Raw genomic sequence first — 16,106 nt, 5'->3', positions numbered from 1 at the left:
GGGCCTGTCCGGGGCGGTGCTCGGCACCCTCCTCGTCGGGGTACTAGCGACGGCTGCGGGAGGTGAACCGGTCAGCGATCCGCTGTCGCCAGACCTCGTAACTCGGCAGCGCACCGTCCGGTGACAGATCGGTCTCCGATCGTTCAGCGATGTCGGCCGCCTGTTCGACGCTGGTGCCGCACAGCACGGCCACCGCCGTCCGCGTGTGCGCGTTGACCAGCCCTGCCCGGTCGCGAGCCAGCGCGGCGAAAGCCGCGCCCTGAGCCAGGAAGGAGCGATGCTCGCCGCTGAGTTGCCACAGCCGACGCAGCGCCGGCTCACTCACCCCGCCGGTGTAGGTCGCCGCGTAACCGACGCCGCTGACCAGATCGTCGTGACGGTCGGCCGGGAACCGCCTGACGGTCGCGATCACCCGGTCGACGTCGGCACCCTCCACGAACCACATCGCCCGGCCGGTGCCTTGGTCAAGCGCGCGATCCAGGTAGTGCCGGAAGTCTCCGTGCGGCCATCCCGCCACGTCGGCCCGGTACTGCTGGCGAACATGCCTGATCGGGTCGAGGGTCGCCCGGTGAAAGCCGAGGCCATCGACTGCCAGCCAGTGCAGCACCGGGTCGGCGGGCAGCACCGACCGCCACCGGAACCGGGGCAGCCGGCCTATCGCCCGCCCGACCCCGAAGTAGATCAGGAAGCGATGTGCCGCGCCGCGTCCAGTCAGCAGTCGGCCCACCCGACGGGTCCGGGTCGGGGCCACCGCGTCGAGCATCGCGTACGCCGCCGCGGCCCCCTCGTACGCGAAGCTTCTGAAGTCCCGCGCGGTGCGGTCCAACCGGGCCTCCAGCTCGCCGACGCTGGTCGAGTCCAGGGCCGCGTCGAAGCCGGCCTGTACCGTGCGGTCCACCATCTCGAAGACGCTTCGGGTAGTGGTGTCAGCCAGGCCAGTTCCACGACGGACGGCCACCGTCCCGTCCGGGGTGAGGGTCAGCAGTCGGCGGCGCAGTGATCGCCATGAGCACGGCATGTTACGACTCCAGGATGTTCGATCTGGTAGCGATGTACCCATCGTCTGGAACCGGGTGCCGCCGATCTTCTCCGACTTTGCGAACGCCGCGGTTCGCTGGCTATCGGGTCGGCGACGGCCGCCAGCCCGGCAGCGAGACGGTGTCAGCCAGCGCCCGCAGCACGTAGGGCATGGCCACCCGCTGAAAATCGACGTCCGGCGCGTGCTGGCGCACCCGACCTTCCAAAACGAGAAGCGCCAAGATCGGATAGACGAACTGGACATCTGCGTAGAGGCCGCGCGTGCGTTGGGCGGCGAACATCCGGTATGCGAAATCCGCAAGGTTGAATTCACCTGCGGGCCGGCCAGCCGCCGCGACCACCAGCGCCGCGATGTCGCAGCGGAACCCGACGAGGTCTGCCGGGGGCTCGACCCGGTCGGCCGTGGCCAGGAGAATTTCGGCGCACCGGTCACCCGCGCCGGACGCCATCGCCTGGAAGAACTCCGCGAAGGCCCGCCGGGCGATCGGGGTGAGCTCGTGAACGAAGCCGGCGTCGAGCACGGTCACCCGGTGCGCTGCCAGATGTAGGTTGCCGGGGTGCAGGTCACAGTGCACGAATCCGTCAACGAAGACCATCTGGAAGGCTGCCCGCATGGCTGTCACCAGGGCCGTCTGCGGAGGCGCGGCGGGGAGGCTGAGGCGGATGTCCGACAGGTATTCGGTCACCAGCACCGTCCGGTCCGACAGTTCGCGGTACACGCTGGGCACCCGTACCCCATCGAGATGCGCCAGGTTTCGGCGGAGCCGGCGCAACGCATCAGCCTCGGCGCACAGGTCGAGCTGCCGACGTATCGCGGCACCGAGCTGGTCGACGAGTTCCACCAGTGGTGCGCGCCGAAACCTGGGCAGCGTGCTGACGCCGCGGGCGGCCACGCGTAACAGCGCGAGATCCGTGTCGATCACGGCATCGATCCCGGGCCTGATCACCTTCACCGCGACCTGTTCTCCGGTTCGGAGCCGGCCCCGGTAGACCACCGCGACGCTACCTGCGGCTACTCGCCGCAGACCACCGACACCGCCATCGAGTGCGGCACCGACGCTCCCGGTGATCGGCGGCCGGATCGACGGCGGTGTGACCTTGTCGAACAGCCGACCAAGCCGCGCGGCCACCGCGGGTGGGACGACGTCGACCCGGGTGGCGAGGATCTGACCGAATTTGATGTACGTCGGACCGAGTCGCTCGGCCGCGTCGGCGAGCAGGTCACCGGCCAACCGCTGCCAGGCGTACCGGTCGGCTAGACGTCCCCGCAAACCGGCCCCGCTGAGTGCGACCGCAGCCCGAAGGACGATGCGCGTCAGGTGACCGCAGATCGTGAGCACCCGGACCGCCGGATGATGGCGGATCGGCCGACGCGGTCGACGGTGCGCGCCCTGGCTGATGAAGGCAAGCGAGAACGGCATTGTTCCTCCTCCTGGTCGTGACGACCGTTCTCGAGGTCGTCGCGGATCAGGCTAGGGTTGCGTCGCCGATCTCCCATACGGCCACGACAGAGATGGGCAAACTCTCGGCTGATCCACCGCCAGACAGCTATCCCGGCGCCTCGAACCGCCGCTGTTTCTGCGTTCTTGCTAGCTCACCGTCCAGTACTGGACGGCCAGCACGGCGATGGCGAAATCTGGTGTCAGCGCGCAACCGGTGCACCGGTCGGCGAAGCAGCGACCGGCGAGACCTCCCCGCATCGGAGTGCCTCGACTCCACCGGCGCGCACAAGTCACGTCAACCACTTAGTCGGAACCGCTCACGCAGCTCGACGCGGTTCTCGAGGGCGGTAAGCGAACGATCAGTTTCTGCTTCCGAAACGCGCCGCCATCTGAATAGGTCCGGCACCACGACAGCCACACCAGAGAAAGGGTGATGTGAGAATGACGCTTCAATCGGTCAGCGCCACCACCGGCGGCGCTGGAAGCGCTCCGGAGTGGGAGCACTACCTCGAGGGCGATCCCGCGCTACTCAACAGCGAGTTCGGCGACATGCTGGAGCGCGGCGCGGTCCGGCTCGACGCTCGCACTGACGAGCAGGTCGAGTACGAGGCCCTGCACCACCGGGACCCGATGATCCGGGAGCAGTCGCTGTACCAGGCGATGGACCGGCGGCTCAGCGGTGCCGTCGACCTGCTCGCCGAGGCGGTCGCCAACGACTCCGACCGGCAGGTCCGGTGGAACGCGCTCTGGGCCCTGGAGAAGATCGGCGGCACCGATGCGCTGCGCGTGCTGGACCGGCACGCCAACGACGACGACCCGGATGTCGGCGAGTGGGCCCGGCTGTTCGGTTCGGAACTGCGCACCGGCCTGCCGTCGTTCGACAACCGGTCGTTCACCTACGACTCGAGTCGGACGTTCGACGAAACCATCCTGCTGAACATCCACTGCGACGTCTACGTCGCGTTGGACGAAAGCGGCCGCAACTGGGGCAAGATCACTCTCTCGCCGCAGGGCCTGGCACGCAGCTACGGGCAGGCGCACGCATGCCCGAACGTCGACACCCGGAACCAGAAGCTGATCATCAGCAAGACCCTCGACGGCCTGCATGAGGACGGTTCGCCGCACACCGAGAACTTCGTGTTCCGCGGCCTGACCAACCACGCCAACGCCGGTCGTGGCAGCTTCTACTTCGAATCGCGAGGGCTGCGTCCGGTCTTCCTCTCCGGACGGGCCGACGACGACTCGCTGGGTCACCGCAACGAGATGGTCGCGGCCAAGCGCTCCGGTGAATGGACGCTGGACCCGAACATGCTGATCAAGGGCGAGCCGGCGATCCGCTACGTCCGCGGGCGAGTGCACACCTGGGGCTACCTCAACTTCGACACGATGCGGGGCAGCTCGCTGGAGGATGTCCTGTTCCCCGGCAACAGCATCCTGGGAACGTTGGACACCCCGAGCGGGCCGCTGGCCAATGCCTTCATCGTCGGAACCTTCAAGGGCAAGCTGGTCGACTGGAACGGCGACGGCGCCATCGACGCGAACTCGCTCGACATCTACTCGACCCGTGACGGTGACGTGGACTCCGACCAGGACGGTGTCGCCGACATCGAAGGCGTGCAGTTCTGCCCGCGTACCAACTGGATGAACTGACCAGGATTTCCCCACGACCGGGGCGGGCGACGTCGCCCGCCCCGGTTCCTGTCGTCGGGCACCACGCGGTTGCACCCAAGCCGATACCCGAATAAACCACCTCGGGGGAACTATCAGCATGTTGGTCCTTATCGCCAGTATTGACACGGACTGCCACCGGTCGAAAGCGGGCCCACTCCTCGGGAGTTACCCGACTTTCAACCGACAGGAGCGGCGTGACCTGCGAATATCAACTGTCGACGGGAACTCGATGAAGCTTGCGCGCAGGCACCCGGCCCAGCCGAACATCCCCACCCCGCGGGTTCACGACCACCACGGGAGTCGATGCCTCGACACCTTCTGATTCGCTTGCACAGCAGTAGCCATTAGCAAGATTCCATCTATTACGAGGGCTAGGCGCGGTGTTGACTGACATCCAACTCAGCCCACCCGGTCAGGCGACGACCGATCCGTATGGCTTGCTCCGGCCAGGCAAGCCTCGAGACCCTCGCCCCGACCTCAACCATGAGGCGACCGGTGGCCAGGTCCGGACGCAGAGCAGGCGATGAAACGAGCAACCACGCCATCGCCCAGGCCCTGCCCGGAAAAAGAGGAGGCACATTCATGACAATCGCCACGGTCTCGTCGGTAAAACAGGGAGCAAATTGCATGGGCTGCACTCAAATCGCCGCATGCACCGCCGTGACAGCTTGCCTCGGCAGCCCAACCGACAGCGCCCGGATCGATTCGGTCGCACGCGCCGTCGCGTACATGACCGAGAACCTCTCCGAGCCGCAGCGCCTATCCGACATCGCCCAGGCCGCGCTACTGAGCCCATTTCATTTCCACCGCGTTTTTCGTTACCTGACGTCCACTACTCCGGCCCGTTTCCTGGCCGCACTCAGAATGGCCGAGGCTCGGCGGCTGCTGTTGACAACGGACCTGAGCGTAACCGAGATCTGCATCGAGGTGGGATATTCCAGCCTTGGCACCTTCATCGGTCAATTCAGCAAACTCACTGGTATGTCGCCGCGCCGCTTCCGGGTGGCCCTCGCCTCGTTCGGCAGAGTCCGGCTCATCGATCTCGTCACCCACCTCGACAACGGGCTCACCGCCCCTGGCCCGGTCGGCACGGTGACCGGCGGCCCGGCAGAGGGCGGTTGCGCGGTGCTGGCCATGTTCCGATCCGACGCCGAAACTGACGCTGACACACCCGTCGGATACAGCGTGCTGCGGACGAACCGCCTCACCCGGATCGCGCCGATGCCCGACGGCACCTATCAGGCGGTGGCGCTGGGCTTCCACCCTGGCGCGCGGCTGACCGACGTGCTAGCCCGGCCGGCGGTACCCGCAGACTTCATCGGGCTGTCCGGGAGTCCGATTGTGATTAGAGACGGCGGCTCGGTTCGGGCCTTTCAGATCGCCCTGAGACGGCCGCGGCCGATCGATCCGCCCGTGGAGTTGACCCCCGCGCTGCTCCGGCTCGTCCTGGACCGGGCGGCACCGGGCAGCGTAGACGCCGGCGGGTGCTCGACCGGCTGTGCGAGCGCCGGCACCCCGGCCTGAGCCGCGTACGACGATCCGAGGACACGGGGCAGGGCCGGCTCGGTGCGAGCCTGCCCTGCCCCGATGACGCTGGCAGCTACCATCCCCGATGGTCGGTCGAGACCTAGGGGCGGACCACCGGCACCCGTCGTCGCAGGCCCAAGCCGGCCAACAACGCCCCCCGCATCACACACACGATGGTCAGCGCCAGGAACAGCCCGTACGACACGTGTGACAGAACGAGCAAGCCGTAGACCATCGCGGTCGTCACTCCGAACAGGACCTGGTTGACGGGCCGGTGCGGTGTCGTGCCCGGATCGGTGATCATGTAGTTGGTGAACAGAATGAACGCCAGGCCGGACATCGGCATCAAGGCCGCCGGCAACGCGTGATCGGCGAGGAGCCATCGCGCCACGGCCTGCCCGGCGAACCCGGCGAGCCAACCGACGATCAGCGGCATCCGACCGGTCAACTTTGCGTTGATCACCGTGCCCGCCATTAGCACAGCCGCCGGCACCAGCCAGTCGAGCGCCCCTCCGATGTCCGCGGTGAACTGGTACGGCGGCGCGATACTCACCCAGGAGAACAGCAGCAGGGTCAGTGTGATGCCGGCGTTCGACGGGTTCAGCACGTGCCGGTGCCGTCCGTCGATTCGAATCCGGATCAGGTAGCGGCTGGACACCGCCGCGGTGATCGCGAACAGGTACGGCCATGGCGACGAGTTCGCGTACAGCAACATCGCGCAGGCGAGCGCGCTGATGTGGGTGGGCAGCAGATGGTCGACCAGACGACGCCAGCCTCCCGCGAATCCCGGACGCCGACGCTGCGCCCACGAGGTCGACCACTCGAACGCGAGGTCCAACAGGTACGCGTAGCCGACCACGACGAGCGGAACGATCGGTGCCTGTTCGAATCCCAGGAACCAGTGCCCCGCCACGGTGAGGACCGTGATGGAGACCGCGAACCGGCGCAGCGCCGGAGTGCGTCGGTCGGCGACGGTCGACGTCACGGCCGGAGTCGGTGCGGGCTCGACTCCGACAGGTGGATAGGTCGGCATGGCGCTTCTCCTCGGAGGTCGATCAGATGTCTCGCGGACAGGGGGGTGTCCCGCCGGTGGCTGTGGTCAGCCCGCCGGCGGGACACCCGCGGCAATCCGGTCAGATGGTCACGGACTGCCCGTTGAATCGAGTCAGGGTCAGCGAATAGTTCTCCTCGAACCACCCCCGCTGACTACGCAACATGTCGATGGCGACCTGTTCGCCGAGTTCGAGCGAGGCGGCGTAGTCGCTGCGGTAGTGCACACCGGCAATGTTGCGACCGATCGCGATATTCGCCGCGAGCTTGTCGAGCTCCCCGCCGACGGTCATCCGTGCGGCATCCGAGCCCAGGTAGGGAATCAGGGTGGTGCCGTCCGGGCTCACCTCGACCGGATTCGGAATCACCGCGGTCTCGTCGAACCACGCCTTCAGCAGCGTCGCGCCGGCACCGGCCACCGCCGCGTGTCCGGCACCGTACGACGGATGGGTGGGCGAACCCTCCGGATATGCCTGCGGTAGCAGGTAGCTTCCGTTGCGAGCGAAGCTGCGCCGGGCCGCCTCCGATTCGAGCACCTCATGGTGGAGGAAGTCGTATCGGCGACGCCCGGAGAGGTGCTTGTGTACCAACCCGGCAGACGCTTCGGGACGCAGCCGCCGGTGGACCCACCACTTCTGGAACCATACGGTCCGCAACGCGCGGGCGGTCGATCCGGTCACCAGGTCGTACAGATGCGGCCAACCGAAGGTCCCGAACCCGAGCTGGTTGATCGACCACTGGTACGGCAGGTTGGCGTCCAGCGGCATGTCCAGGTCCTGCAGGATCAGCGCCGCGTGAAGGTATGGCTGAAATGGGCTCTGGGTGGCGTCGAAGTGCACGTAGTGGGCCAGGTCGCGGGGGGTTGCGAGATACCGCGTGCGGTTGCGATCCCGGTCCTGCGGCCCGAGGCCTCGGCTGAATCCGCGTTGGATCTTCAACCAGGTGTTCCAGGTTGTCATGTAGTCCTGGCCGGGACGCACCGTGTCCTGACGCTGCTGCGTACGGAACGTGCCGAACTGCAGATCACGCAGCAGGAACTGAGACAGGTACGGCCCGGCCAGGTCGCCCGGGGTGTCGCCACGGAAGACGGTGGCCGCGGTGACCGATCCGTCCGAGCGGGGAGCCCGGTAGTCGCTGAGCGCGCCGAGCTCAGCCGCAGCCTCAGCCACCGTCGGGTCCGAGCCGAACTCGGCGAAAGGCACGTCGCGACAAAGCGCCATCCAGTACAGTTCCACCATTTCCGCAGAATGCTCGGCACCGTCCAACCGGGGTGCCGGTCGGAGCCTGAACCGATCGCTGGGCGTGCCGGAGGCGTGCCGGGCCAGCCCGGCGAGGGGGTTTGTCAGCCGTACGCCGTCCACGGTGCCCATCGGGACGCGCTCGAAGCTCTCCGGCGACCGACTGGCTAGCGCCCGCAGCAGTTGGCGGTACGCGTTCGGGTCGACCTCGCCATCGTCGTCGTGCGGCAGGCCCTTATGGAAGCACGCCACATAGTTCGGGTAGGTGTTTTCCTCACCGTTGTTGTTGTGTTCGACCGTCGGGGCCTGCTGCCCGACGACGTTCTGGTCCATGGTGAATGTCCTCCTGGACGGACAGCCGGCGATGGCCGGGGAGCTGGGCTCAGTCAGTCGGTCCGGGCAACGGAGCTCCGGTGGCCAGGTCGACACGGACGCCGTTGGCGTTCACCCGGAACCGGGACCCCGCCTCGGACATGTGCCAGTGCAGCCACTTCCAGCCATCGGCGGTACGCACCGCCACCGCGGTCGCGTTGAGTGGCTGGTGCTCGAAGGTCCCGTCGGCGCGGGCGATCACGACGTCTCCACCCTCCAGGGTGAAACCCATGTTCGCGGTGGCCACCACCCGGGTGGCGCTGATCGACTTGTTCTGGGTCTCGCCCGCACTGGGGAAGAGCGTGGTCAGGTACTCACGCATCACGCCCGGGTCGGTGATCTCCAACGGAGAGCCGTCGGTGGCACCCAGTTCGTAGGTGGTGAAGTCGTCGGCGAGGCTGGCCAGGATCGTCTCGATGTCCCCTTCGGCGAACGCCTTCTGCAGGTCGGCGAGGAGCTTGCGCACCTCGATCTCGGCCTGCGGGTCCGGCTGGAAGATCGAACCGGCGCCACCTGCCGCGTTACCGAAGACACCCCCGAGGAATCCCCCGAGCTGCCGTCCGAAATCCTGGATCTCTGTCATGTGCGGGTTGTCCTTTCTTGGTGTGCACGGTCGTCTACCGGCACAGCGTTCACTGCGTCCACCGGTCGCGGGTCGTTGTTTCGGATCCGCATCACCCGGCTGCCTCTATTTTCATTGCCAGGGACCGGGCCGTTCTTCTCTACTCTTGCGATTGCGGCCCACCTCAGTCGTGCGTCGTCCGGCCGTAGCGTCTCGCGTATTCGGCGTTGAGCTGATCACGCAGTGCGCGATTCTGTACGCGCAGATCCGCGATGACCGCCTGGGCGCTCTCCCGGTACCCGGCCAGCTCGTCGCGGTGTTCCTGCCGTAGTCGCGCGGTCTCAACACGATGCTCCTCGACGAGCCGGCGGCGTTCCTCTCGCGCCTCGTCCAACGTCACCCGCCACCTCGCCAGCAGCTCGTTGCGCTCGGCCAGCACCGCACCCCGGGCCCGTTCATCGGCCTGGGCTGCGGCCTGCTCGGCGGCGGCGGTGTCGTTGCGGACAAGTCGGGCGAGCCGCGCGACCTCACGTCGATGCGCCAGATGAGCCATCTGGCGCCCGCCCAGGTAGCTGAGCAACGCGGTGATGACAGCTGCGGCCGAGGCGACCAGGCTCGTCACGTCCATGGCCAGCCACATCGACCGGGCTGCGACCAGGGCCGCCGTTCGACCCGATCGGCCAATGAAGTTCGTTGCATTTGATGTCCTCCTCAGGCGGCGAACCTGAGATCATTTCTATGCAACGAAAAAGCGTGCGCCCTCTCTACGGTTGCGTACGATAGCGGAGGTGGACGGGAATCGAACCCGCCTGACCGGGATACCCGGTCACATCGGTTTTGAAGACCGCGGAGCGTCACCAGGCGCCCGTACACCTCCCCGGGACGGATCCCGTGACTGGTGAGATTGGTGTGGGGTCAGCGGATCTTTACCAAGGTGCCTCCCGATGGCACCAGTTCGCCGATCACCGGTGCGCCCGGGACCTCACCGGCGACAAGCAGACCACCGGAAGTCTGCGCGTCGGCCAGCAGCAACGCGGTCTCCTCGTCCACCCCGGCGAAATCGACCCACGGACGTACCCATTCCAGGTTGCGTCGGGTGCCGCCGGACACATAGCCGTCCCGCACCGCCTGCCGGGCGCCCGCCAGGTAGGGCACCGCTGACGCGTCGATGACGGCGCCCACTCTGCTCGCCCGAGCCAGCTTGACCAGATGGCCGAGCAGTCCGAAACCGGTGACGTCGGTGGCGCACCGCACGCCCGCCCGGACCGCTGATTCGGCTGCGTCCCGGTTGAGCCGCACCATCTCGGCGATCGCGTGTGGAAAGCGCTCACCGGTCGCCTTGTGCCGGGCGTTGAGCACCCCGACGCCGAGCGGTTTGGTCAGACTCAGTGGCAGGCCGGCCAAGCCCTGATCGTTACGCAGCAGCCGGCCGGGGTCAGCCAGTCCGGTCACCGCCATGCCGTAGCGGGGCTCCGGGTCGTCGATGCTGTGCCCGCCGGCCACAGCGCATCCGGCCTGAGCCGCGACATCGGCACCGCCCTGGAGTACCGCCCGGGCCAACTCCATCGGCAGCCGCTCGCGAGGCCAGCCGAGCAGGTTGATCGCGAGAACCGGCCGCCCACCCATCGCGTATACATCGGACAACGCGTTCGCCGCCGCGATCCGCCCCCAGTCGTAGGCGTCGTCGACAACCGGACCGAAGAAGTCGGCCGTGCTGATCAACGCGGTACCTCCGGGGCCCTCGATCACGGCGGCGTCGTCGCCGGTGTCCAGACCGACGAGCAACCGGCCGGCGGGTACGAGCGGCTGCCCGGAGGGCGTCAATGTGAGGTCTGCGACCAGCCGTTCCAGCTCGCCGGCCGGGATCTTGCAGGCGCAGCCGCCACCACGTGAATACTGGGTGAGCCGGATCGGCCCGATCGGCGGGTCGGCTTGCGGGGTGGACCCGGGCATCATTCGACTCCTGTCTTCGCTCTCGGACTCAGCCGTCGGGCGCCCCCGTCCGCGCATCGGACCGTCCAACCGCGATGATCCAGATGTTCCAGTAGCGGCACGGCCACTCTACGCGTGGTACCCAGGGCGACGCGGGCCTGCGCGACCGTGAATGGCTGCGCGAGTCGGGCAAGGACCTCGACGGCGGCCCGTTCCGCCTCGACCGGCAGCACCACGGCGGGCCCCAGCACCAGCACCTGACCGGTACGGCGGGCCGCCGCCAGCACCGATGGGTCGAATCCGAGCCGCCGAAGCCCGTCGGCGTCGGGAGCTTCGAAGCCGGATCCTTTGCTCAGTGCGGCACGCAGCCGGTCCAGCGCGGTCGCCACCCGTGGGGACATCCGCCGCTGCTGGTCTGCTGGGACGACCAGATCTCCGGCGAGGGCCAACCCGGGTGCCAGCAGCAGTCCGAGCAGCCGGGAATCGGGCAGCCCGAGCACTGATCTGGCCTGGCCGGCCGGCACACCGGGCACCGGCATCGAGCCATCCCGGTCGGCCGGGTGGTCGACGCGCCCGGTAGGAACCGGTTGTTCGGCGGGTCCGTCCCGGCCGGCACCGCTTACCAGCTGTACCAGCCTGGCGTGCAGGCGGTCCCGGTGCGCCCGATCGAGCAGCCAGCCACCGACGCTCAGGGCGTCGGTCGGCGGCGCTGCCCCCGTCATGGCCCGTGACTGCGCCACGGTGATCAGTTTCCGCAGCCGTAGCGGCCAGGTGTCGCGGGGCACCGTCGTCACGTCCCGCAGCGCCGAGGCGCGAGCGGCGGCGGCACCCCGCCTACCCAACGGCGGTGGATCGACGTCGACGACGGTCAGCTGTCCGACGATCCGTTCACCGGCCGCCCCCGGGTCGACCAGGACCGCCTGGTCACCAACCAGCAACGGCATTCGCTGATCGAGGTCGAGTCGGACGGCCAGCGACTCGCCGTCAGAGTCGAGCACCCGGACCCGGGCGATCGTGACAGCGCTACCCAGGTGCAGCCGCAGCGACGCCGGCAGGTGTCGCCGGCGCGGCCGACCACCGAGCGGGCGGTCCACCTGCTCAGGCGCCGGGCCGTCCACGCCGCCGGGCCGGTCGAGCCACCCGTCCACACAGGTGGACATCCAACAGTGCCCTGGACTTACCAGCGCCCAGCCTCGGGTGGCGACGCCGGCCGGCAGCCCGCGCAGCGCCAGACCCACGCGGCTGACGCCGTGTGCCGCCTGCACCGCGCTGCCGCACCGTTGTACCTCCCGGATCACCACCGGTCGACGGTCAGGCCCCAGCTTCATCCGGTCCCCGACCCGCACCGTCCCGGCCGGCAAGGTGCCAGTCACCACAGTGCCGGTGCCCGCCGCCGTGAACGTCCGATCCAGCCACAGCCGGACCGGAGCTGCCCGGTCCGGCTGCGGCACCTGCCGCAGCACCTTGGTCAGCACCTCCCGCAGGGCGGCCAAGCCGGCACCGGTGCGAGCGCTCACCGCCACCGCCGGCCAGTTCGGCAGGCCTGCGGCGGCCAACCGCCGACCCGCGTCGGCCTGCGCCCACTGCGGTGTCGCGCGATCGCACTTGGTCGTGACCAAAACGCCGTACCGCACGTTCAACGCGGCAAGCACCGCCAGGTGCTCGGACGACTGTGGCTGCCAGCCCTCGTCGGCGGCCACCACAAACATGACGACCGGACTGGTACCCACCCCGGCCAAGGTGTTCGCGAGGAACCGCCGGTGTCCCGGCACGTCGACGAAGCTGACCTCCCGACCGTCGTCGAGGTGGGTCCAGACGTGCCCCAGGTCCACGGTCCGACCCGTATCGCGCTCGACCGGTCGGCGGTCGGTCGACATTGTGGTCAGTGCCCGGAGCAGGCTGGACTTGCCGTGGTTGACGTGACCGGCAGTGGCGACGACGTGGCTCATCGCCGCTCGACCGCCATGGGTGTGGGCCGGCCTGGTTCGTCCGGCGACTGGCCAGCGGGTGACGTGGCCGCCCGCAGTACCGCCGCCGTCACGACTTCGTCCAGCTCCGCTGGCACAGAACGCATGTCGAGCAGCAGTCGGCCGTCGCGTACCCGGCCGACGACCGCGATCGGCTGTCGCCGCAGCGGCCGGGACAGGTGCTGTGGCACGCTGATCGCGCAGCTCGGCAGCCGTACCCCCGGCGCTCCACCACCCCCGATGGCGGCTGTCGTGTCCGTCACGGCCGCCGGCACATCGGCTGCGGTGAGTCGGCCGACGATCGTCTCGGCCCGGGCCCGCAGCTCGTCGACAGTCGTGCGCAGTGCCTGCTGGGTCGGGGTGGGTGGACAGCGGACGGTGGCCTCCAAGGCGGCGAGGGTCAGCTTGTCGACCCGTACCGCCCGGGCCATCGGATGGCGCCGCAGCTCGGCGATCACCTCGCGATGGCCCAGCAACAGGCCGGCCTGCGGGCCACCGAGCAACTTGTCGCCGCTCGCCGTCACCAGGGCCGCGCCGGCGCGCAGCGCGGTGTCCGCATCCGGCTCGTCCGGCAGCACCTGCTCCGGCCCCAGCAACCCGGAGCCGATGTCGACCACCACCGGTGCGCCGAGCCCGGCCAACGCGCCCACATCGACCTGGGAGGTGAAGCCGTCGATCCGGTAGTTGGACGGGTGAACCTTGAGGATGAATCCGGTCCCCGACCACACCGCGGCCGCGTAGTCGGCCAGCGAGGTGCGGTTGGTGGTGCCGACCTCGACAAGCCGGGCACCGGCGGCGGCGACCAGATCGGTCAGCCGGAAGCCCGCACCGATCTCCACCATCTCGCCACGGCTGATGACGACCTCGCGACCGCTGGCCAGGGCTGCCGAGGCCAGGATCAGTGCGGCCGCGTTGTTGTTCACGACGTGTACCGCACCGGCAGCCGGTACGGCCGCGGCCAACGCCTCCAGCGCGGCCCTACCGCGTCGGTCCCGCCGGCCGCTCTCGAGGTCGTACTCGATGTCGATGCAGCCCGCGGCCCGTTCAAGCGCCCGGCGGGCCGGCGCGGACAACACAGCACGGCCGAGATTGGTGTGCAACAGCACCCCGGTCGCGTTGATCACCGAACGGACGCCTTCGGCGCGCCGATCGACGAGATCGGCGGTGTGTCGGACGACCTGGTCCGGGGAGATCGCGCCGCGCCGCGCCTCCTGTTGCGCGTCGCGCAGCGCCTGGCGTACCGCCGGGCGGCCGTGCCGACGGACGGCCGCAGCCAGCCTCGGGTCGGTGAGGGCCCGATCGGTACGGATGATCCGGCGGCGGGCCGCCGCCGGGTCAGCGTCGGCGCTGGCGGCGGCCTCGTCGGCGTCGGCGAACGGTTCGATGGTGGTCGTCGCGATGCCGGTCGTCTTGATCATGTTCATCGTCCCTTGTCGTCGTCTATCGACCGGACCGTGCCGTCGTCATCGAGGAGCAGGGTGTGAATGCCCGGTGACAACCGGATCTCTGCGGCCCGGCGAACACCGCCGGACGTACGCCACTTCAGGGCGAAGGCCGTGTCAGCTCCGCTGCCCGTGCCGAAGAACAACTCCGGTGCGGACGATCCCGCGTGCCCGTTGCTCGGCTGCAACTCGGCATACAACTGCGCGCCACCGGGTGTGACGGCTCGCACCTGTGCTCCGATCGCCGGTGTCGCCCCGGTGCGCGGACCGGGCCGCAGCAGGCGAATGGTGGTGTGCGGCCATGCCGTACGGCTCCGGTTGAGCAGCACGACGGAGTCCTGCCACTGGTTGGCGATCACCGCGTCCGGCCGGCCGTCACCATCGATGTCGCCGATCGCGATGCCTCTGCTCACCCACGGTGAGCCCAGCCCGAGCCGTGGCGCGAGGTCGACGTAGCGGGGCGGCGAAAGGTCGGCGGCGTAGGTCCACAGCGGGTTGTGCTGATGGCCGGACAGGTCGTCGCCGGGCTGGAAGTTAGGCCATGCCCAGGGGTGGGCGAGCACCTGGTCGTTGGCCATCGCAAGTTCCTGTAACTCGGGCCAGCGCCACCGGTCGCCCTGCAGGTAGCCAGTCGCCTGCAGGATTTCGTCCGCACCGTCCGCATCGAAATCAACGGCCTTGATGTCCCAGGCCCAACCGCTGCGAGAAAGCCCGAGTTGCTCGCTTCGATCACGGTACGGGACCCGCCCCTGTAGCAGATCCTCGCCGGATCCCTCCGGCACGAACGCGAAGTTGCTCTCCTGCAGCCCCCAGGCAGTGGTGATGTTGCTGACCAGAACGGTCGGCAGCGGTTGCCCGCCGCGATAGGTGAACGCCACGCCCATGCCTTTGAACGAGTCGTGGCCGAGCACCTTCGACTTCGGCGTGGTGGCATCCCTGCGCCCCTCGACCCGTTCGAACACCGGACGTCCCGGAGTAGACCGATTGACCAGCAGATCGTCGGGGCCGAAGTCGTTGGCCACGTAGATCTCAGGTAGCAGGTCCCCGGTAAGGTCCTGCAGCCCGAACGCGAGCGTCCAGGATCGTGCCGACCGGTCCGGCAACGCCGTGCTGGCGTCGACAAACACAGGCGGGCGGCCAGGTCCGCCGGGGCGGGACAGCAGCAACCGGTTGATTCCGGCGTTGCCGGCCCGGGCCATCCCGGCCTGCATCTGGATCCGCTGGTCGTCGTCGGCTCGCCTGTCCAGGATCCGCGCACCGTCTGGAAAGTAGTTGCCGACCAGGACGTCCAGGTTGCCGTCGCCGTCGATGTCGGCGATCACGGTCGCGGTGGTGTTCCAGTGCTGGGCCGGCTCGACGAGGTCCCTGCCCTGGTAGCCCTCTCCCGCCCGGACAAACAGCACTGGGGAACGCCCCCAGTAGTAGACAAGGAAGTCCGTCATTCCGTCCCCGGTGAGGTCGGTCGGGACGCAGCCCATCGGCGCGACCGCCGGGTCGGGTTTTCCGGGAGGAGTGAGCCGCACGGCGGCGAAACGATCTCCGGTGCCGCGCACCGGGGCGACCCGTACCGAATTGTCGCGCGGATCGACCAGGCAGGTGTCGTCGGCACGGCCGTTGCCGTCGGCGTCGGTCAGCCCGACGGCGGCGCCGACGGCGGATATCCAGGACCGCAGATGTGCCAGCTCCGGAGCGACCGTCCGGTCACCGTGGGCCATCGGGGGCGCCGAATTCAGCGGGGTCACCACGAAGTCGAAGGGGGCGGCGAGCGCCGCGAGTTCCGCGGCGGAGGCGACCGGACGGGCGCTCAGCCCGCCGAGTACGGCGAGCAGGGTTGCAGCCATCGCCGGTGCTGTCAGACGGCGTGG

12 protein-coding genes and 1 tRNA gene are annotated in these 16,106 nt (G+C 68.7%); 2 read left to right on the top strand and 11 right to left on the bottom strand.

The window, feature by feature from the left end:
* Positions 1–43: 43 nt before the first annotated feature.
* Positions 44–1,018, bottom strand: a complete 975-nt coding sequence (locus O7543_RS24855) for a DUF1702 family protein (protein ID WP_281551664.1) — start codon at positions 1,016–1,018, stop codon at positions 44–46.
* A gap of 100 nt (positions 1,019–1,118) precedes the next feature.
* A complete protein-coding gene (locus O7543_RS24850) occupies positions 1,119–2,459 on the bottom strand; it encodes an AarF/UbiB family protein (RefSeq protein ID WP_281551665.1) in 1,341 nt (446 codons plus the stop codon).
* 462 nt (positions 2,460–2,921) lie between these two features.
* Between O7543_RS24850 and O7543_RS24845 the strand changes: the two genes are divergently transcribed.
* Together O7543_RS24845 and O7543_RS24840 are read left to right on the top strand one after the other, a co-directional pair.
* Positions 2,922–4,130 (top strand): HEAT repeat domain-containing protein, encoded by a 1,209-nt coding sequence (locus O7543_RS24845; protein WP_281551666.1) that lies wholly within the window; start codon positions 2,922–2,924, stop codon positions 4,128–4,130.
* 603 nt (positions 4,131–4,733) lie between these two features.
* Positions 4,734–5,675 carry an AraC family transcriptional regulator gene (locus tag O7543_RS24840; protein WP_281551667.1) on the top strand — a complete coding sequence of 314 codons (942 nt, stop codon included), beginning with the start codon at positions 4,734–4,736 and terminating at the stop codon, positions 5,673–5,675.
* Positions 5,676–5,778: 103 nt separating this feature from the next.
* On the opposite strand, the gene O7543_RS24835 is transcribed toward O7543_RS24840, so the two are convergent.
* The 9 genes from O7543_RS24835 to O7543_RS24795 all read right to left on the bottom strand — a co-directional run bounded on the left by O7543_RS24835 (position 5,779) and on the right by O7543_RS24795 (position 16,082).
* Positions 5,779–6,711 carry a hypothetical protein gene (locus tag O7543_RS24835; RefSeq protein WP_281551668.1) on the bottom strand — a complete coding sequence of 311 codons (933 nt, stop codon included), beginning with the start codon at positions 6,709–6,711 and terminating at the stop codon, positions 5,779–5,781.
* Between the two features lie 100 nt (positions 6,712–6,811).
* Positions 6,812–8,299, bottom strand: coding sequence for a phosphoesterase (locus tag O7543_RS24830; protein WP_281551669.1), 1,488 nt, complete (start codon positions 8,297–8,299; stop codon positions 6,812–6,814).
* A gap of 49 nt (positions 8,300–8,348) precedes the next feature.
* A complete protein-coding gene (locus O7543_RS24825; protein WP_281551670.1) occupies positions 8,349–8,921 on the bottom strand; it encodes a nuclear transport factor 2 family protein in 573 nt (190 codons plus the stop codon).
* A gap of 163 nt (positions 8,922–9,084) precedes the next feature.
* Entirely contained in the window at positions 9,085–9,528 is a 444-nt protein-coding gene (locus O7543_RS24820) for a hypothetical protein (RefSeq protein ID WP_281551671.1), read from the bottom strand.
* 155 nt (positions 9,529–9,683) lie between these two features.
* Positions 9,684–9,777, bottom strand: a tRNA-Sec gene (locus O7543_RS24815).
* Between the two features lie 38 nt (positions 9,778–9,815).
* The gene (gene selD / locus O7543_RS24810; protein ID WP_281551672.1) at positions 9,816–10,856 is read right to left on the bottom strand and encodes a selenide, water dikinase SelD; all 1,041 of its coding nucleotides are present in this window, start codon (positions 10,854–10,856) and stop codon (positions 9,816–9,818) included.
* Positions 10,853–12,781 (bottom strand): SelB C-terminal domain-containing protein, encoded by a 1,929-nt coding sequence (locus O7543_RS24805; RefSeq protein ID WP_281551673.1) that lies wholly within the window; start codon positions 12,779–12,781, stop codon positions 10,853–10,855. Before O7543_RS24805 ends, selD begins: the two co-directional genes overlap by 4 nt.
* The gene (gene selA, locus O7543_RS24800; RefSeq protein WP_281551674.1) at positions 12,778–14,217 is read right to left on the bottom strand and encodes an L-seryl-tRNA(Sec) selenium transferase; all 1,440 of its coding nucleotides are present in this window, start codon (positions 14,215–14,217) and stop codon (positions 12,778–12,780) included. The genes O7543_RS24805 and selA overlap by 4 nt, the downstream gene beginning before the upstream one ends.
* Positions 14,218–14,219: 2 nt before the next feature.
* On the bottom strand, positions 14,220–16,082 hold the full coding sequence (locus tag O7543_RS24795) for a VCBS repeat-containing protein (RefSeq protein WP_281551675.1): 1,863 nt from the start codon (positions 16,080–16,082) through the stop codon (positions 14,220–14,222).
* Positions 16,083–16,106 lie beyond the last annotated feature (24 nt).

The sequence above is a fragment of the Solwaraspora sp. WMMA2080 genome, from assembly GCF_027497395.1.
GTDB lineage: Bacteria > Actinomycetota > Actinomycetes > Mycobacteriales > Micromonosporaceae > Micromonospora_E.
The sequence above is the reverse complement of the archived record's forward strand: the minus strand, read 5'-3'. Positions and strand labels throughout refer to the sequence as shown.

Coding starts and splice junctions, on each gene's coding strand:
- O7543_RS24820 (WP_281551671.1), bottom strand. CDS start 9,528: ATGGACGTGACGAGCCTGGTCGCCTCGGCCGCAGCTGTCATCACCGCG.
- O7543_RS24805 (WP_281551673.1), bottom strand. CDS start 12,781: ATGAGCCACGTCGTCGCCACTGCCGGTCACGTCAACCACGGCAAGTCC.
- O7543_RS24855 (WP_281551664.1), bottom strand. CDS start 1,018: ATGCCGTGCTCATGGCGATCACTGCGCCGCCGACTGCTGACCCTCACC.
- O7543_RS24825 (WP_281551670.1), bottom strand. CDS start 8,921: ATGACAGAGATCCAGGATTTCGGACGGCAGCTCGGGGGATTCCTCGGG.
- O7543_RS24835 (WP_281551668.1), bottom strand. CDS start 6,711: ATGCCGACCTATCCACCTGTCGGAGTCGAGCCCGCACCGACTCCGGCC.
- selA (WP_281551674.1), bottom strand. CDS start 14,217: ATGATCAAGACGACCGGCATCGCGACGACCACCATCGAACCGTTCGCC.
- O7543_RS24830 (WP_281551669.1), bottom strand. CDS start 8,299: ATGGACCAGAACGTCGTCGGGCAGCAGGCCCCGACGGTCGAACACAAC.
- O7543_RS24850 (WP_281551665.1), bottom strand. CDS start 2,459: ATGCCGTTCTCGCTTGCCTTCATCAGCCAGGGCGCGCACCGTCGACCG.
- selD (WP_281551672.1), bottom strand. CDS start 10,856: ATGATGCCCGGGTCCACCCCGCAAGCCGACCCGCCGATCGGGCCGATC.
- O7543_RS24840 (WP_281551667.1), top strand. CDS start 4,734: ATGACAATCGCCACGGTCTCGTCGGTAAAACAGGGAGCAAATTGCATG.
- O7543_RS24795 (WP_281551675.1), bottom strand. CDS start 16,082: ATGGCTGCAACCCTGCTCGCCGTACTCGGCGGGCTGAGCGCCCGTCCG.
- O7543_RS24845 (WP_281551666.1), top strand. CDS start 2,922: ATGACGCTTCAATCGGTCAGCGCCACCACCGGCGGCGCTGGAAGCGCT.